At 75.1% G+C, this 17,501-nt stretch carries 10 protein-coding genes; 6 read left to right on the top strand and 4 right to left on the bottom strand.

What is annotated here, in order from left to right:
* The first annotated feature begins 42 nt into the window (after positions 1–42).
* The 3 genes from AB0C17_RS00965 to AB0C17_RS00955 all read left to right on the top strand — a co-directional run bounded on the left by AB0C17_RS00965 (position 43) and on the right by AB0C17_RS00955 (position 2,249).
* Positions 43–492 carry a helix-turn-helix transcriptional regulator gene (locus AB0C17_RS00965; protein ID WP_357382517.1) on the top strand — a complete coding sequence of 150 codons (450 nt, stop codon included), beginning with the start codon at positions 43–45 and terminating at the stop codon, positions 490–492.
* A gap of 126 nt (positions 493–618) precedes the next feature.
* Complete coding sequence (locus AB0C17_RS00960) at positions 619–1,470, top strand: PspA/IM30 family protein (protein WP_357382519.1); 852 nt, start codon at positions 619–621, stop codon at positions 1,468–1,470.
* Positions 1,471–1,487: 17 nt separating this feature from the next.
* Entirely contained in the window at positions 1,488–2,249 is a 762-nt protein-coding gene (locus tag AB0C17_RS00955) for a hypothetical protein (protein WP_357382521.1), read from the top strand.
* A gap of 65 nt (positions 2,250–2,314) precedes the next feature.
* Here the strand turns inward: AB0C17_RS00955 and AB0C17_RS00950 are convergent, their stop codons facing one another.
* Together AB0C17_RS00950 and AB0C17_RS00945 are read right to left on the bottom strand one after the other, a co-directional pair.
* Positions 2,315–5,977 (bottom strand): fibronectin type III domain-containing protein, encoded by a 3,663-nt coding sequence (locus tag AB0C17_RS00950; RefSeq protein WP_357476191.1) that lies wholly within the window; start codon positions 5,975–5,977, stop codon positions 2,315–2,317.
* 130 nt (positions 5,978–6,107) lie between these two features.
* Positions 6,108–6,929 (bottom strand): DNA-formamidopyrimidine glycosylase family protein, encoded by an 822-nt coding sequence (locus tag AB0C17_RS00945; RefSeq protein WP_357382525.1) that lies wholly within the window; start codon positions 6,927–6,929, stop codon positions 6,108–6,110.
* 107 nt (positions 6,930–7,036) lie between these two features.
* Here AB0C17_RS00945 and AB0C17_RS00940 point away from each other — a divergent pair, with 107 nt between their 5' ends.
* Positions 7,037–8,290: a hypothetical protein gene (locus tag AB0C17_RS00940; RefSeq protein ID WP_357476189.1), complete on the top strand. Its 1,254-nt coding sequence runs from the start codon at positions 7,037–7,039 to the stop codon at positions 8,288–8,290.
* Between the two features lie 69 nt (positions 8,291–8,359).
* Here AB0C17_RS00940 and AB0C17_RS00935 read toward each other — a convergent pair whose 3' ends face one another.
* Both AB0C17_RS00935 and AB0C17_RS00930 read right to left on the bottom strand, forming a co-directional pair.
* Positions 8,360–9,166, bottom strand: a complete 807-nt coding sequence (locus tag AB0C17_RS00935) for an SAM-dependent chlorinase/fluorinase (protein WP_357382529.1) — start codon at positions 9,164–9,166, stop codon at positions 8,360–8,362.
* A gap of 40 nt (positions 9,167–9,206) precedes the next feature.
* A complete protein-coding gene (locus tag AB0C17_RS00930) occupies positions 9,207–13,874 on the bottom strand; it encodes a DEAD/DEAH box helicase (protein ID WP_357476408.1) in 4,668 nt (1,555 codons plus the stop codon).
* A 189-nt stretch (positions 13,875–14,063) separates the two neighbouring features.
* On the opposite strand from AB0C17_RS00930, the gene AB0C17_RS00925 reads away from it, so the two are divergent.
* Positions 14,064–14,387, top strand: coding sequence for a hypothetical protein (locus AB0C17_RS00925; RefSeq protein ID WP_357382774.1), 324 nt, complete (start codon positions 14,064–14,066; stop codon positions 14,385–14,387).
* Between the two features lie 272 nt (positions 14,388–14,659).
* Entirely contained in the window at positions 14,660–17,494 is a 2,835-nt protein-coding gene (locus AB0C17_RS00920; protein WP_357476187.1) for a Na+/H+ antiporter subunit A, read from the top strand.
* Positions 17,495–17,501: the final 7 nt, after the last annotated feature.

Raw genomic sequence — 17,501 nt, 5'->3', positions numbered from 1 at the left:
CACGGTCGCCGGGCATGGTGGTCCCGTTCAGGGGGAGGTGCGATGGTCCTGCTACGCCGGGTGATCGGTGACGCGCTGCGGGCGCGCAGGCAAGGGCAGCACCGCACCCTCCGCGAGGTCTCCTCCGCCGCCAACGTCAGCCTCGGCTACCTCTCCGAGATCGAACGCGGCCAGAAGGAACCCTCCAGCGAGCTGCTGGCGGCGATCTGCGACGCGCTCGGCGCCCGCCTGTCCGAGCTGCTGCGCGAGGTGAGCGACACGGTCGCCCTGGCCGAGCAGATGCCCGGCGTGCTGGTGCCGGTGGCCGACGAGCGGGTCGAGCCGGCAGCGGTGGCCGGGCCCGCCGTGCGCAAGACCACCAACCGTGGGGTCCGGCAGGTCACCTCCGACGGCGCCGTGGCCGTCCAGGTCCGGCAGGACTCGCCACTCAAGGCCACGCTGCGCAGCACCCGGGTACGCCCCGCCGAGCGGGACGTGGTCTGCGCCGCCTGACCCGGCTGCCGCGCCGTGGGCAGTGCTGGCGTCCGCGTCGTACTGTTGATCAGGAGCGTACGGGTGCCGGAGTGGCGTCCGGCTGGAACGATGTAGACGCGACGCTACTGAGGGGACGAGGCGGAGATGGCTAACCCGTTCGTCAAGGGTTGGAAGTACCTGATGGCGCTCTTCGGCGCGAAGATCGACGAGCACGCGGATCCGAAGGTGCAGATCCAGCAGGCCGTCGAGGAGGCGCAGCGCCAGCACCAGGCGCTGGTCCAGCAGGCGGCGGCGGTGATCGGCAACCAGCGCCAGCTGGAGATGAAGCTGTCCCGGCAGATGACCGAGGTGGAACAGCTCCAGGGCAACGCGCGGCAGGCGCTGGTGCTGGCCGACCAGGCCCGCGGCAAGGGAGACGAGACCGAGGCGGGGCGCTACGAGCAGTCCGCCCAGATGCTCGCCACCCAGCTGGTCTCCGCCGAGCAGGCGCTGGAAGACCTCAAGACGCTGCACGACCAGGCGCTGGGCGCGGCCGCGCAGGCCCGCAAGGCGGTCGAGAACAACTCGATGATCCTCCAGCAGAAGCTGGCCGAGCGCACCAAGCTGCTCAGCCAGCTGGAGCAGGCCAAGATGCAGGAGAGCGTGGCCCGCTCGCTGGAGTCGATGTCGTCGCTCACCGCGCCCGCCAGCACCCCGTCGCTGGACGAGGTCCGCGATCGGATCGAGCGCCGCTACGCCACCGCCATGGGCCGGGCCGAGCTGGCCGGCAACTCGGTCGAGGGCCGGATGCTGGAGATCCAGAAGGCGACCCTCGACTCGTCCGGATCGGCGAGACTGGAGCAGATCCGGTCGAGCATGGCCGGCGAGCAGCTCGGTGCCCGGCACGAGACCCCGGCGGTGGGACAGCCGACCGACCCGGCCGCCACCGCCCGGCTCGACGAGATCCGGGCCAGCATGAGCCGGGATCGTGGCACCGGGGAGACCACGACCAGCTGACGGAAGGGGCGGACACCATGGCGGACGAACGGGCCCGGCACTTCCGTAGGCTGCGCAGACTGCGCAACTCGGCGCGACGGTGGAGCGTGCTGGCCGGAGGGCTCGGCGGTGCCGCCGCGGTGCTGACCCCGTACGCCGGACTGGGCCTGCCGGACGCGGCCTGGGCCGGCGCCGCGGGCAGCGCGATTGCGGTGGCCGTCTGGCGTTGGGCCGACCACCGCGCGCTGGCCGCCGTGCCAGCCCCGCCCGCACTCGACCCGGCCGAGGCCGCGGCCCGCTCTCGCGCCCGGCTGGTCGCCGCCGTCGAGCGGCTGCCCGTCGGGCCGGGCGTCCTGGCCGAGGCACGCCGGGTCCGCTCCCGCCTCGCGTTGCGCGGCACCGCCGCGGCCGAGCCGTGGGCCCGGCTGGACCGGGCCGCGCTCACCCTGGCCGGGCTGGCCGGGCGGCTGACCGGGCTGGCCGAGCCGGCGGTACGGGAGGCGGCCGAGGCGGACCGGTCCCTGCGCGAGCTGGCGAACCGGGTGGCGGGCGTGGAACGCGCGGCGAAGCTGACCCCGCAGAGCCCGCTGAACGAGGTGCACGCCTCGCTGGTGGCGCAGTTGGAGGACGGGGTGGCCGCGTACGAGCGCCTGGTGGTGGCAGCGGCCGGTTACGTGGCCGAGGACGCCCGTCCGAACACCGAGCACCCGTCCGCCGCGCGCCTGACCGAGGCCACCGACCTGCTGCACGGCGTAGCCTCCGCCCTGGCCGAACTCAGAACCCCCCTCCGAGCCCCCTGACGGCGAGTCCCGCCCCGCCCCTCTGGAACCTCCCCAACTTCATGATCGACCCTGAAGGCGCGGGGTCAGGTGGGGGTGGTTTTGGTGGTGGGGGGAGTCCACGGGGACGTGCCCACGACGTTCGTCGCGCGTACCCGGTAGTGGTAGGTGACCCCGCGCGCGAGGCCGGTGTTCGTGAAGCCTCGGCCGGTGACGTGGAAGGTCGCCGGTTCGCGCGTGAAGGCGGCGTCGGTGGCGCGCTGCACGATGAACCCGGCACCCGGTCCGGCCGGCGTCTGCGCCGACCAGCTCACCGTCACGGTGGCCGTGTCCGGCCCGGACGCGCTCGTGGTGACGCTCACCCCGGTCGGTGCGGCCGGCCGGGCCGGGGTGGTCACCGCGGCCACCGTCGACCAGGGGGAGGCGGCACCCAGGTACGTCGTGCGTATCCGGTAGTAGTACGTGGTGTCCGGTGCGACCGCCGGGTCCACGTGGGCCTCGCCCACGGCGATGGCAGTGGTGCCCGGGCCGCTGGTGAACGTGGGGTTGGTGGCCCGCTGCACGTCCACCCCCGTCGCGAAGGAGTGGTTGGCCCAGCGCAGCGCCACCCGCAGTGGCGCGTTCGGCGGCAGCACCGCGGTCAGCCGGGTCGGCGCGGCCAGGTGCACCGCCGCCGGTACGGCGTTCGACCAGGACGAGCAGCTCACCGCGTTCTCGGCCCGGATCCGGTAGTGGTAGGTGACGCCGGGGGTGACTGTGGCGTCGGTGTAGCGGGTGGCGGTGGCGGCCACGGTGATCTCGGTCAGCCCGGCGGTGAAGGCGTTGTCGGTGGCGCGTTGCAGCCGGTGGCTGGTGGGCACGGGCCGGCTGCCGTTGCCGGTCCAGGTCAGCGCGATGGCGGGCAGCGCGGTGGCGCCGCCGGGCGCCGGGGTGGCGCCGAGCCCGGTCGGTGCCTTGGGCGCGACGCGCAGGACCAGCGGGCGGCTCATGCCCTGGTCGCGTAGTCCGGCCGAGCGGGTCTGCCAGCGGTACTCCCAGCCGAGGTTGACCATCTGGTTGACCACCACCGCGGGGCGGCCGTCGACCGGGCTGACCGGGCCGGCGTCGAGCCGTACGCCGGCCGGGCGGGTCGGGTCGAGCAGCCGTACGCTGTCGCCGATCTTGAACGGCAGGGCGGGCGGTACGGGACGCAGCGCCACCACGACGTCCTCCCGGGGGTTGACCCGGACGGTGTCCTTCCAGCCCAGCTCGCCGGGGTCCGGCGGGCGGACCGTGCCGTCCCAGCCGACCCGGTTGACCACCTGCACGTCGCAGCCCTCGATGTGCACGGGATGGGTGCGCGGGGCGTCACCGACGATCCGCCAGAGCTGCGTGCCGTCACCGGGCGCACCGACCGCCACTGCCGGGTCGGTGGCGTGCAGCACCTCGGTGGCCGGGTCGGCCGGTCCCAGCGGCAGGGTGGCCGGCGCGAGCGGTCCGCTGACCGGGTGGCCGACGCCGAGCCGTCCCACCGCGCGACCGTGCCGGGGCTCGAACACCTGCCCGACCGACTTCACCGCCAGCGGCAACGTGACCGGGGCGGTCGCGCCGGCCGGGGTGAACGTGACCGAGGCGGCCCGCGCCGGGACGAGCGTCGGGCGCGGGGTGGAGGTGCCGATCGCGGTGTCGTACGCCGGTTGCGGCACGATCGGCGGCGGCTGGCTGCGCGCGTACGCCCCCGGGAGCCGGTCGGCCAGGCGGCGCGTGTCGTACGGCTGCGCCGGGGTGCCGGTGACCCGGATCTGGAGCAGTGTACGGGTGTTCGGGCCGTACCCGGGCCGGGTCGGGGGCAGGCCACCGGCGGCGGTCCGGTCCGGCGCGCCGGTGTGGTGGTCGTGGCGCGGATCGAACCGGGGCAGCGGCGCGGGGCAGTCGTTGTAGAGGATCAGCGTGCTGCCCGGCGGCACCGTGGAGAAGTCCACCACCACGTCGGCCCGCTCGCCGGGGGCGAGCAGCAGCGTGTGGCCGTCCACGTTGAGCACCGTCGGGTCCTGCCTGTCGTACCGGTAGTCCACCGGCCGGTTGGTCAGCACGACGGGGGCGGGGAGCAGGCCGCCCTCGTTGCCGATCTGGATCATCTCGGGTCCGGCGGCGGCCGGGTCGGGTACGCCGCCGTCGCGCCCGTCGGCCGGCCAGTACGCCGGCCGTCCCGGTGCGTGTACCGCCTCGACCATCGGCACCTCACCGGCGCCCGGGTCGCCGGGGCTGCCGTCCTCGCCCCACATCGGCGCGTCGGAGGCGGCCCGGTAGAGCTGGAGGTTGAGCGCCCGGTCCGCGCAGGCGTTGAGGATCCGGAACCGGTACGCCCGCGGCGCGACCTCCAGGTACGGGTAGGCCACGCCGTTGACGAGCGGGGTGTCCCCGTACGCCTCGGGGACCGCCGACGGGTGCGGCACACCGGGTGCCAGCGGCGGCTCGTCGGTGTCGGTGTCCGGGTCGTGGTGCGGGTTCGGCACCGGGGCGACCCACGGGCTGGCGCCACCGTCCGGGTCGTGGGTCCACGGCCCGTAGTCCCAGCGCCCGGTCGGGTTGGTGCCGGTGAGCCGGTACGGGTTCTGCCGGGGCTGGTAGACGTGCGGGTGCCAGAGGCTGCCCTTGGCGCCCCAGCGGTCCCGGTCCCAGGTGGGGTCCTGGGCGGCGAGCTGCGCGTCGTCCGGTACGAACGTCTTGTCCTCGATCACCAGCGGGAACTGCTCGGCGGGCAGCACGCCGTCCTCGACGAGCCGTTCCTCGGCCGGGTCGGTGAGCAGGTAGAGCGCGATCTGCCCGGAGTAGACGGTGAGCCGGGACAGGCCGAGCGTGTTGTCGTGCAGCCACATCAGCCGGCCGCTCTGCTCGTTCGGGAAGTACAGCGTGGTGGCGCCCGCACCGGGCGGCGGCATGTCCGGCACCGGCGTCACACCCACACCCACCGGGTACGGGGTGATCTCGCCGGCCGGGGTGACCCACTGCCACGGGTTGCCGGCGCTGATCCACCCGGTCTGCGCGCCGGACAGGTGCGGTACGGCCCGGTTCTGCGGGTACGGCGCGGGACCGTCGAGCGGCCCGGCGCCGGCGCCGTCGACCGTCTCGTCGACAGGCAGGAACAGCTCCCCGGCCCGGCCGGTGGGAAGCTGGTTGATGAACTTGATCCGGACCGGGCGGCCCCGCCGGGCCACGATCATCGGGCCGAGGTGCCAGGGGCGGCCGGGCGGGCTGACCGTGTTGTGCCCGGAGGTGTCGGTGCCCAGGTTGAGCTGGCGGTAGCCGCGCAGCCGGGTGGCGGGCAGGTCGCGGTGCAGACGCTGCGCGTACTCCTGGAGGCCGATCTCGTAGTAGTCGCAGCCCGGCCAGGTGATGGTGTCCGGGACGGCGACCGGCAGGCGGGCGCCGAGCCCGGCGGTGGCCGGCTGCCCTGGTAGCGGCAGCGGGTCGACGAACTTGCGGATGCCGGTGCCTGGTACCGGGCGGCCGTCCGGGTCGAGCGTGGGCAGCGGGCTGGCGGCGGTGTTCGGCACCGGGCCGAACAGGCGCGGGACGTCGGCCGGGTCCAGGCGCGCCGGCGCCGGCCCGCCGGTCGGTTCCTCGTCGTGCCCGCGAGCGGCTTCGTCGTGCCCGCGAGCGGGGGGAACGGTGGGCGCGACGGGACCGGCCGGCGCGGTCTCCTCGGCGACGACGACGGCGGCGGCGTGGTCCGGGCGTCCGGGCCGGCTGCGGCGGAACAGCACCATGGCTCTCCCCGGGGTCGGGGCGCGCCGGCCGACACCCCGGCGTGGCGGGCGTACGCGCTGCTGACGATCCGTGAGCGGTCCACCGCAGCATGCGATGTCAGAGGGGTGAGGGGGAAGTACCCAATCGTCCCTATCTCGACTGATCTTCGGCGTTTCGTGGAAGTTCCACGCCGGGCTGGCAGGACGGACACCAGTAGGTGACCCGTTCGCCCAGTTCCTCCTTGCGGATGGCGGTCCCGCAGCGGCGGCACGGCTGGGTCCGGCGGCCGTAGACGTAGCTGGTGCCGCCCCGGTGCAACACGCCTGTGGTGCTCTGCGTCCACCGGCCCCGGTTGGCCGCGAGCAGCCGCTGGGCCAGCGCGACGGTGCCGGGCAGGTCCGGCACCGCGCCGACCGGCGTCCACGGCGACACGCCGCGCAGGAACAGCACCTCGCACTTGTAGAGGTTGCCCACCCCAGCCAGGTTGCGCTGGTCGAGCAGCGCCTCGCCGATGGTGCGGTCGGGGTCGGCGGCGAGCCGGCGGACCGCCTCGTCGGCGTCCCAGTCCGGGCCGAGCAGGTCCGGGCCGAGGTGGCCGACGAGCGACTCCTCGTCGGCGGTCGGCACCAGCGCCAGCTCGTGCAGGTGGTAGCCGACGGCGACCGCGGCGGGGGAGCGGAGCACCACCCGGATCAGGTGCGCCGGCCGCGCGGTCCAGCGCTCACCCGGGGCGTACGCCCGCCAGGCGCCGTCCATCCGCAGATGCGAGTGCAGCGTCCAGGGCTCGGCGTCGGTGCCGGTCAGGCGCAGCAGCAGGTGCTTGCCCCGGCTCGCCGACTCGCGCACGGTCCAGCCGGTCAGGTCGGTGGTGGCGAGCTGTGGCACACGGAAGTCGGACCCGGTGAGCCGGGCCCCGGCCAGCGCGCGTTGCAGGACGCGCGCGGTGTTCCAGACGGTGTCGCCTTCGGGCACCCCGCCATTGTCCCCTACCGAGCGGAATTCGCATGTGTCGCTATTTGTACTGAGGTTCCACTTGATCTGCGGAAACGCCAGGATCAGGGGGTTCTGAGGAGATGCCCATGGCACATTCACGACGTCGTACCGTCGTCGCCCTGACCGCCCTGACCGCCCTGCTCACCGTGGCCGCCGGACTGCCCGGCACGCCCGCGCCGGCCGCGCCCCCGCCCACCGCCGCGCCGTCCCGCGCCGCCGGTCCCGAACGCTGGTCCGTCGACCTCGCCGTGGCCGGCGGCGACGACGTCAACGTCGCCTGGCGGTCCGGCCGCCTGCGGCTGGCCGACCCGCGGCCCACCGTCCGCACCCGCCCGGCCGCCGTCGCCGGACCGCTCGCCGAGGGCATCCTGCTCTCCGCGCCGCGCGCCCTGGAGAAACCCGCGACCCGGGTACGCGCACAGCTCGCCGCCCGCACCGGCGACGGGGGTACGGCGGTGGCCCAGGTGCGCGGCTGGCGTGCCCGTGGCTGGACCGAGTGGCGCGACGGCGCCGAGGCGGTCTTCGACCAGCCGGTCAGCCGGGTCCAGGCGCGCGTCGTGCTGACCACCCGCGACGCCGCGTCGGACGCCACAGTGACCGGTCTGACCCTGGCCGCCGACCGGGTCACCACCACAGCGGTCCAGCCGGCCGCCGCGCTCACCTACCGGGTGTACGCCACCCGGATCGGCCTGGTCGGCGGCACCACCGCCAACGGGCACACAGTGGCCACCCGGGACCACTTCGCGGCGCTGCCAACCCGGCGCGGCCTGTCCCCGCGAAACACCGGTGACTACACGGTAAAGGTCTGCACGACGAGCGGCAGCCGCTGCGAGTACGCCCCGGTCTGGGACGTCGGGCCCTGGTACACCCGGGACGACTGGTGGAACCCGGCGTCGATCCGGGAGAACTGGAAGGACCTGCCGCGCGGGTTGCCGGAGGCGCAGGCGGCGTACCAGAACGGCTACAACGGCGGGCGCGACCAGTTCGGCCGTACCGTCCGCAACCCGGCCGGGCTGGACCTGGCCGACGGCACGTTCTGGGACGGGCTGCGGCTCACCGACAACGCGTGGGTGGACGTGACGCTGCTGTGGACCGGCGGCGGGGCGCGGGCGGTGGTCGGCTCCGGGCCGCTGAACCTGCGCGCCGGGGCGAGCACCTCGTACGCGAGCCGGGGGCTGGCCGCCACGTACGCCCACGTGCCGGTGCAGTGCTACGTGACCGGGCAGCGCATCGCCGGCACGTACCGCACGACGACGAGGTGGTACCGCCTGGTCGGCGGCAACTACGTCAGCCACGCGTACCTGTCCTCGATCTACGGCGGCACAGTCCCCCGCTGCTGAGCGGCGCCCTCCCGAGGGCTTTCCTCCGCGATCTTGCAGTTTCGGCCCTGCCCCGGGGGCATTCGCCCGTTATGCCGGGGCACCAACTGCAAGATCGCGGGGGAGACGGGTGATGGTGACCAGGGCGCCTGGGGTGGCGTGGAGGGTGTCGGCGGCTCGGCCGGTGTTCACCGCTACCGCGACCTGGCCGGCCGAGTCGACGTAGACCACCAGGGCGCCGGGGTCAGCGTCGCCGAACGTGCGGCCGTGGACCGCCTCGTGGCCGTTCACCAGCACCCGGGACGGCAGGCCGTCGAGCAGCGTGCCCGGCGCGGCGAGCTGGACGTTGCCGAAGTGGTCGACGGTCAGCACCTCGGCGCTGAAGCCGCCGGGCTCCGCGCGTACCACTGGGTCCGGCAGCCGGACCAGCGTGCCCGGGTGGACTGCCGGTCCCGCCTCGGCCGGCGACGCGCCGAGCGCCAGCCGAGCGGCCACCGGCGCGAACACGTCCCGCCCGTGGAACGTGCGGGACACGACCGGGCCGAGCCAGTCCGGATTGGTCAGCTCCACCGCGTCGGTCACCCCGCCGAGCGCCTCCGCGGCCGGGATCAGCAGCCCGTTGTCCGGCCCGACCAGCAGCCCGCCGGGCGCGGCGAGCGCGATCCCGCGCCGCGTCGTGCCGACACCCGGATCGACCACCGCCACGTGCACGCCCCACGGCAGGTACGGCACTGTCTGCGCGAGCACCGCCGCGCCCCGGCGTACGTCGGCCGGTGGGATCAGGTGCGTCACGTCGATCACCCGGACGGCCGGGGCGAGCCGGGCCAGCACGCCATGGCACGCCGCCACGAACCCGTCGGAGAGCCCGTAGTCGGTGGTCAGCGAGATCGAGGCCACCGGCACACCCTACGTTCCCGCTCCCCGGAACCACCGGCGGTCAGCCGCGCAGGCGCAGGCCGCGCGGGGTGGCGCGGAAACCGGCGGCGGTCAGCGCGTCGCGCAGCGGGGACGCGTGCACGGCCTCGCCGTCGGCGCGTTCCACCGAGATCGCGCCGAGCGCACCGGAGTGCACCGCGTCGGCGAGTGCCTTGCCGGCCGCGCCGAGCGTGTCGGTGTCGTCGGTGAAGGACAGGATCGTCCGGCCGCCCCGCTCGACGTAGAGCACCAGGTCGCCGCCGACGAGCACGACGAGCGCGCCCGCCTTGCGCCCGGCCCGGTGGCCGGTGGCCGGTGCCGCGCCGTCGCCGGAGTCGACGACTCGTTCCGGCCAGGGCAGCGCCGCGCCGTACGGGTTCGCCGGGTCGGTGGCCGCGAGCACTACCGTCGGCCCGCCCCGGCCCTGGGTGTCGTCGGCGAGCGCCCGGATGCGGTCCACCGCGCCCGGCACCGCGAACTGCGCCGCGCCGAGCCCTTCGACGAAGTAGCCGCGCCGGGCCGCCCCGCGTTCCTCCATCGCGGACAGCACCGGGTAGACCCCGGCGAAACCGCCGGTGACCTGCTCGGCCACGACCGCGCCCCGGGTCACCACGCCGTGCCGTTCCAGCAGCAGGTCGGCCAGGGCGGCGGCGCGGCGGGTGGGGTCGCTGTCGCGTTCGGGCAGCCGGGACCAGCGCCCGGCCATCGTGGGCGGACCGCTCCGGCTGGGCAGCGCCACCCGGCCGGGACGGCGGTAGCGGGTGCGCGGCGCCGAGGGCCGGGAGCGGTGCGCCCCGCCCGCGCCCAGCGCGGCCCGCAGCGGTGCGAGCGTGTCGTTCGTGAGGTGACCGGCCCACACCAGATCCCACACCGCGCCGGACAGGGCGGCGTCGTCGGTGGCGCCGATGCGGTCGGACAGCGAGCGGAAGAACAGCGCCTGCCCGTCGGCGAGCGCGTCGAGCACCGACTCGTGCAGCGGGGTGAGCGTCAGTGCCTCGTCCGGCGGCGGGAGCAGCAGCGGCGCGACGTCGGCGTACGCGAGCGCCACCCACCCGTCGCCGCCGGAGATCGCGCCCGCGCCGGCCCACACCACCTCCCCGCCGGCGCACAGCTCGTCGAGCTGGGCGGGGGAGTAGTCGGCCACCCGGGCGGGCAGCACCAGGCGTTCCAGGGCGGACGCCGGCACGCTCACGCCCTGCAACTGCTCGACGGTGGCGGCGACCGCCTCGACGCCCCGGGCCGACGAGCCGACCTGCTGCCAGCGGGGCAGGAACGCGGCGAGCGCGCGCGGCGGCACCGGTTCGATCTCCCGGCGCAGGGCGGCGAGCGAGCGGCGGCGCAGCAGGCGCAGCACCTCGGCGTCGCACCACTGGGTGCCCACCGTGTCCGGGGCGAACTCGCCGGAGACCACCCGGCCGGTCGCGGCGAGCCGCCGCAGTGCCTGCTCCACCACGAACACGCCGAGCCCGAACCGGGCCGCGCAGGTGGCGGCCGCGAACGGGCCGTGCGTGCGGGCGTACCGGGCGACCAGGTCGGCGAGCGGATCGGCCACCGGTGCGAGGTATGCCTCGGCGACGCCGACGGGCAGCGCCACCCCGAGCGCGTCGCGCAGCCGGGCGGCGTCCTCGACCACCACCCACCGATCCTCCCCGGCGATACGGACGCGCAGCACCCGCCGGGCCGCCGCCAGCTCGTCGGTCCACGACTCCGGCACGCCGCGCTCGGCTAGCTCGGCGCCGCTCAGGTCGCCGACCACGCGCAGCAGCTCGACCACGTCCTCCGGGTCGCGGGGCCGCCGCTGCTCGGTGCGCCAGCGCAGTTGGCGCGCGGTCTCGGCGAGCACCTCCGGGTCGAGCAGTTCCCGCAGGTCGACCCGGCCGAGCAGCTCGCCGAGCAGGCCGGAGTCGAGCGCCAGCGCGGCGGCCCGCCGCTCGGCCAGCGGGGCGTCGCCCTCGTAGAGGAACGCGCCGACGTACCCGAACAGCAGCGACCGCGCGAACGGCGACGGGCGCTCGGACTCCACCTCGACCAGGCGTACCTTGCGGGAGGCCAGGTCGCGCATCAGCCCGGCCAGGGCGGGCTGGTCGAAGACGTCCTGAAGACACTCGCGGGCGGCCTCCAGCGTGACCGGGAAGTCGGCGTACTCGCGGGCCACGTCGAGCAGCTGCGCGGCGCGCTGGCGTTGCTGCCACAGCGGCTGCCGCCGCCGGGTGTCGCGCCGGGGCAGCAGCAGCGACCGGGCCGCGCACTCGCGGAACCGGGACGCGAACAGCGCCGACGTGCCCACCGACTCCTCGACCAGCTGGGTGATCTCGTCCGGCTCGAAGACGACCACGTCGGCGCCGGGTGGTGTGTCCGCGGTGTCCGGCAGGCGCACCACGATGCCGTCGTCGGAGGGCATGACCTGGGCGTCCACGCCGTACCGCTCGGCCAGCCGGCGGCCGATCGCCAGCGCCCACGGCCCGTTGACGCGCGCGCCGAGGACCGAGTGCACGGCGAGCCGCCAGTCGCCCAGCTCGTCGCGGAACCGCTCGACCACCACCGTCCGGTCGTCCGGCAGCGACCGGGTGGCCGCCTTCTGCTCGCGCAGGTAGTTCATCAGGTTGCCGGCGGCCCAGTCGTCGAGCCCGCCGGCCCGCAGCGCCGCCACCGCGTCGGCGTCGGACTGCCGCAGCAGCGCCCGGACCCGGGCGCCGATCGCCCGCCCCAGCTCGACCGGGCGGCCGAGTTGGTCGCCCTTCCAGAACGGCATCCGGGCCGCCTGCCCGGGTGCGGGGGAGACGAGCACCCGGTCGGGGGTGATCTCCTCGATCCGCCAGGACGACGAGCCGAGCAGGAACACGTCACCCACCCGGGACTCGTAGACCATTTCCTCGTCCAGCTCACCGACCCGCGCCGCCCGCTCCGCGCCGGCCAGGAAGACGCCGAACAGGCCCCGGTCGGGGATGGTGCCGCCGCTGGTCACGGCGAGCCGCTGCGCGCCGGGCCGGCCGGTCAGCACGTCGGTGGCGCGGTCCCAGACCAGCCGCGGGCGCAACTCGGCGAACGCGGTGGACGGGTAGCGCCCGGAGAGCATGTCGAGCACCGCGTGCAGCGCCGAGTCGGGCAGCTCCGCGAACGGCGCCGCCCGCCGGACCAGCACCGCCAGGTCGCCGAGCCGCCACGGCTCCAGCGCCACCATCGCGACGATCTGCTGGGCCAGCACGTCGAGCGGGTTGCGCGGGTAGTGCAGCTCCTCGATCGCCCCGGCACCCATCCGCTCGGCCACCACTGTGCAGGAGAGCAGGTCGCCCCGGTGCTTGGGGAAGACGACGCCGCGCGAGACCGCGCCGACCTGGTGCCCGGCCCGCCCGACCCGTTGCAGCCCGGCGGCCACACTCGGCGGCGCCTCGATCTGCACCACCAGGTCGACGGCACCCATGTCGATGCCCAGCTCCAGACTGGACGTGGCGACCACGGCGGGCAGCCGGCCGGATTTCAGCGCCTCCTCGATCTGCTTGCGCTCCTCCCGGGAGACGCTGCCGTGGTGCGCCCGGGCGATCACCGCCGGCGCACCGGCCGCCGCGCCGGCCTGCGCCATCACCTCCGCCGGCTGCCGAGGCGCCCGCACCGGCCCGGGCCCGGCACCGGGCGGCGGGCCGTCGGCGCCGGGCAGCAGATCGGATACGCGCACCGGCTCCCCGCCCCGGGCCACGCGGCTGCCCTCCGGGGCGGACGCCGCCTCGATCTCCTCGGCGGCCAGCTCGTTGAGCCGGGCGCAGAGCCGTTCGGCGCTGCGCCGGGAGTTGGTGAACACGATGGTGGACCGGTGCGCGCGGATCAGCGCGAACACCCGCTCCTCGACGGCCGGCCAGATCGAGGCACGGCGGGGGGCGAGGCCGCCCAGGTCGTCCTCCGGCGGCTCCTGCTCGTCGAGGCGGGTCATGTCCTCCACCGGGACCTGGACGCTGACCTCGATGGTCTTGTCGGCCGGCGGCTGCACCACGTCGACCGGGCGCGCGCCGCCGAGGAAGCGGGCGCACACGTCGATCGGCCGGACGGTGGCGGACAGGCCGATCCGTTGCGCGGGCCGTTCCAGCAGCGCGTCGAGCCGCTCCAGGGACAGCGCCAGGTGGGCGCCGCGCTTGGTGCCGGCCACCGCGTGCACCTCGTCCACGATCACCGTGTCGACGCCGCGCAGCGAGTCGCGGGCGGCGGAGGTGAGCAGCAGGAACAGCGACTCGGGCGTGGTGATGAGGATGTCCGGCGGGGTGCGGGCGAAGGCCCGGCGCTCGTCGGCCGGGGTGTCGCCGGTACGCATCCCGACGGTGATGTCCGGCGGGGCCAGGCCGAGCCGGGAGGCGGCCTGGCGGATGCCGGTGAGCGGGGCGCGCAGGTTGCGTTCCACGTCGACGGCGAGCGCCTTGAGCGGGCTGACGTAGAGCACCCGGCACCGGCGCCGGAGGTCGGCCGGCGGCGGCTCCTTGGCGAGCCGGTCGAGCGACCAGAGGAACGCCGCGAGCGTCTTGCCGGAGCCGGTCGGCGCGACGACAAGGGCGTTGCGTGCGGCGGCCACCGAGCGCCAGGCGCCCTCCTGGGCCGGGGTGGGCGCGGCGAACGCCGCGGTGAACCACTCCCGGGTCGCCGCGCCGAACTGTGCCAGCACCCCGTCTGACCTGCCTGACCCGCCTGACCTGCTTGACGGGGTCACCTCGTCCGCCACGCACCCATCCTGCCGCGCGGGTGTGACATCCGGCCCGCCGCCGGACCGTTGCGTCCCGCGCACAGCGGTCGAAGAATGGAATGGGCGATTATTCCGTTAAGTCTTACTTAACTGCTTGCTTGTGGGCTGCAACATAAAGTAACTTCACTCGCGATGCGGCGTGGGGTGGAGGCGTGGATGACCGTCGAGGAACGAGTCCTGGGGCCGGGAACCGACGTGCTCATCCGTAAGGTCGACAGTCGCCTGGCCGTGCTGCGCGCCGGTCTGCACGGCCCCGATCTGGAGCTGGCCGAGGAACTGGCCGCACGGCTGCGCGAGATGATCCTGGCCACCGCCCGGTCCAGCGCCGCCGACCGGGCCCGGGTCCGGGCCGCTGTGCACTACTTCGTCCAGCGCCGGGAGAGCCGCGACGCCCGGCTGCCACTGCGCTCCCTGGCCGCCGCCCAGCGCGCCGTCGACCGCGCCGCCCACCAGCTGGCCACCCCCAACCCCACCCCCTGACCCCACCCCGCCGCCCTCCCGCGCCCCACCCCCGGCCCTCCCGCGCCCCACTCCGGTGATCAAGGAGTTTGCAGGCGGATCAGGCGCGCCGACGGACACAAACTCCTTGATCACCGCCGGGGGGAGGAGTGGGTGGGGAGCCTGTGGCGGGCGGTGAGGGCTGGGGATATGGGTGGGTTTTGGAGAAAACGGCCCGGTTCGGTGCCTCTGTGGCGTGTGATCGGTTGTGACACCAGCGTGTTCGCGCGCTGTCACCTCGACCGGGAGTACGCGTGCTCGTCCTGCTGATCGTGCACCTGGTGGCGGCCCTGCTCGCCCCGCTGCTGGTCCGCCGGTGGGGTCCGCGCGCCTGCCTGCTGCTCGCGCTCGCCCCGGCCGCCACAGCGGTCTGGGCGGCGGCGCACACCGGTGCGGTACGCGACGGCGGCGCGGTCGTCGAGACGTACCCCTGGATCTCGCAGCTCCAGCTCGACGTGGCGCTGCGGGTCACGACGCTGTCCTGGCTGATGCTGCTGCTCGTCGGCGGCGTCGGCGCGCTGGTGCTGGTCTACTCCGCCCGCTACTTCCCGCCCGGGTCGACCGGGCTGGCCCGGTTCGCCGCCGTCATGGTCGCCTTCGCCGGGGCGATGCTCGGCCTCGTCGTCTCCGACGACCTCCTGCTGCTCTACGTCTTCTGGGAGCTGACCACCGTCTTCTCCTACCTGCTCATCGGGCACAGCACCGAACGCCGGTCCAGCCGGTGGGCCGCCGCGCAGGCGCTCACCGTGACCACGCTGGGCGGGCTGGCCATGCTCGTCGGGTTCCTGCTGCTCGGCCACCACGCCGGCGGCTACCGGTGGTCGGCGGTGGCGGCCGCGCCGCTGCCCGGCGGCGGGTACCTCACCGTCGCGGTGCTGCTCATCCTCGCCGGGGCGCTGGCGAAGTCCGCCGTGTTCCCGTTCAACGCCTGGCTGCCGGTGGCGATGGCCGCACCGACGCCGGTGAGCGCGTACCTGCACGCGGCGGCGATGGTGAAGGCCGGCATCTTCCTCATCGGACTGCTCGGCCCGGTGCTCGCCCCGGTCGACGGGTGGCGGCCGGTCACAGTGGTCGCCGGACTGGTCACGCTCGTCATCGGCGGGTGGGCGGCGCTGCGCCAGACCGACCTGAAGCTGCTGCTGGCGTACGGCACGGTCAGCCAGCTCGGCCTGCTCACAGTGGTGTTCGGGGCGGGTACCCCGAAGGCGGCGCTGGCCGGGGTGGCGATGCTGGCGGCACACGCCCTGTTCAAGGCGGCGCTGTTCCTGGTCGTCGGCATCGTCGACCACGAGGCCGGCACCCGTGACCTGCGGGAGCTGTCCGGGCTGGGCCGGGCCGCGCCGGTGCTGGCCACAGTCGCCACGCTGGCCGCCGCCTCGATGGCCGGGGTGCCGCCGCTGCTCGGGTTCGTCGGGAAGGAGGCGGCGCTCGCCGCGTTCACCGGCGATCCGCTGGTCCTGATCGTGCTGGTGGTGGGCAGCGCGCTCACCGTCGCGTACAGCATCCGGTTCCTCTGGGGCGCGTTCGGCACCCGGCCCGGCGTGCCGGACACCGAGTGGGCCCGGCCGCCCGCCGCGATGTTCGTACCTCCGGCGCTGCTCGCCGTGGCCGGGCTCGTCGCCGGTCCGGCCGCCGGGTGGCTGAGCGGCCTGTTCGAGCCGTACGCCGAGCTGTTCGGGCCGGTCGAGGAGCACCTGGCGCTGTGGCACGGACCGACGGCGGCGCTCGGCCTGTCCGCCCTCGTGCTGGCCGGCGGCGTGGTGCTGCACCTGGTCCGCGGCCCGCTGGCGTCCGCGCTGGCCCGGCTGCGTTCGCCGGTGGGCGGCAACCAGGGGTACGAGTGGGTGACGCACGGCTTCGACCGGCTCGCCATCGAGGTCACCGGCGCCACCCAGCGCGGCTCCCTGCCGCAGTACCTCGGCACCGTGCTGCTCGCGCTGGTGTTCGTGCCGGGGGGAGCGATGATCGCCACCGCGCCGTGGCGGGTCGACCTGGCGGTCTGGGACAACCCGGCCCAGCTCGTGGTCTGCGTGGTGATCGCGGTCGCCGCGCTGCTCGCGGTGGGCGCGCGGCGCCGGCTCACCGCGATGCTGCTCGTCGGCGTGACCGGCTACGGCACCGCGATGATGTTCGTCCTCTACGGCGCCCCGGACGTGGCGCTGACCCAGTTCCTGGTGGAGACCGCCACGATCGCGGTGTTCGTGCTGGTGCTGCGGCGGCTGCCGGAGCGCTTCTCGGCCCGCCCGCTGCGCCGCAGCCGCTGGGTGCGGCGCGGCATCGGGGTCGCCGCCGGCGTGGTGATGGCCGGTCTGGCGCTCGTCGCGGCCGGGGCGCGGCGGGCGCCGTCGATCTCCGCGGCCTTCCCGGACCTGGCCCTCACGCAGGGGTACGGCCGCAACGTCGTGAACGTGACGCTCGTGGACATCCGCGCCTGGGACACGATGGGGGAGATCTCGGTGCTCGTGGTGACCGCCACCGGCGTGGCCAGCCTGATCTACGAGCGTTCCCGCACCGGGCCGCGCCCTCGCCGCCCGCCACCGGCCGCGCTGCGTGCCGGGGACCGGCGCACGGTGTGGCTGCGCGGCGGGCAGACGCTGCCGGAACGGCGGCGCTCGATCGTCTTCGAGGTGGTCACCCGGCTGATCTTCCACACCGTACTGATCTTCTCGTTGTTCCTGCTGTTCTCCGGGCACAACGCGCCCGGCGGCGGTTTCGCCGGCGGGCTCGTGGCCGGGCTGGCGCTGGCCCTGCGTTACCTGGCCGGCGGCCGGTACGAGCTGGCCGAGGCGGCGCCGGTCGGTGCCGGCACGGTGCTCGGCGCGGGTCTGGGCATCTCGGTCGGCAGCGGCGTCCTCGGCCTGGCGCTCACCGGCCAGGTGCTGCAGAGCGTGAAGGTCAACCTGTGGCTGCCTGTGGTCGGCGACTTCTACCTGGTCACGTCGCTGTTCTTCGACGTCGGCGTCTATCTCGTGGTGGTCGGGCTGATCCTGGACATCCTGCGCAGCCTGGGCGCCGAGGTCGACCGGCACGTGGAGGCCGCGGGCGATGCGGGGCACGGGCTGGTGGTCCAGCGGGAGGGTCCCTCGTGAGCGCGAG

This window comes from Micromonospora sp. NPDC048887, from assembly GCF_040649715.1.
GTDB lineage: Bacteria > Actinomycetota > Actinomycetes > Mycobacteriales > Micromonosporaceae > Micromonospora.
This window is presented reverse-complemented; position numbering and strand designations above follow the sequence as displayed.

Excerpts from the sequence above, each read along its gene's own strand:
- AB0C17_RS00965 (WP_357382517.1), top strand. The coding sequence starts at position 43 with ATGGTCCTGCTACGCCGGGTGATCGGTGACGCGCTGCGGGCGCGCAGG.
- AB0C17_RS00960 (WP_357382519.1), top strand. The coding sequence starts at position 619 with ATGGCTAACCCGTTCGTCAAGGGTTGGAAGTACCTGATGGCGCTCTTC.
- AB0C17_RS00955 (WP_357382521.1), top strand. The coding sequence starts at position 1,488 with ATGGCGGACGAACGGGCCCGGCACTTCCGTAGGCTGCGCAGACTGCGC.
- AB0C17_RS00950 (WP_357476191.1), bottom strand. The coding sequence starts at position 5,977 with ATGGTGCTGTTCCGCCGCAGCCGGCCCGGACGCCCGGACCACGCCGCC.
- AB0C17_RS00940 (WP_357476189.1), top strand. The coding sequence starts at position 7,037 with ATGGCACATTCACGACGTCGTACCGTCGTCGCCCTGACCGCCCTGACC.
- AB0C17_RS00925 (WP_357382774.1), top strand. The coding sequence starts at position 14,064 with ATGACCGTCGAGGAACGAGTCCTGGGGCCGGGAACCGACGTGCTCATC.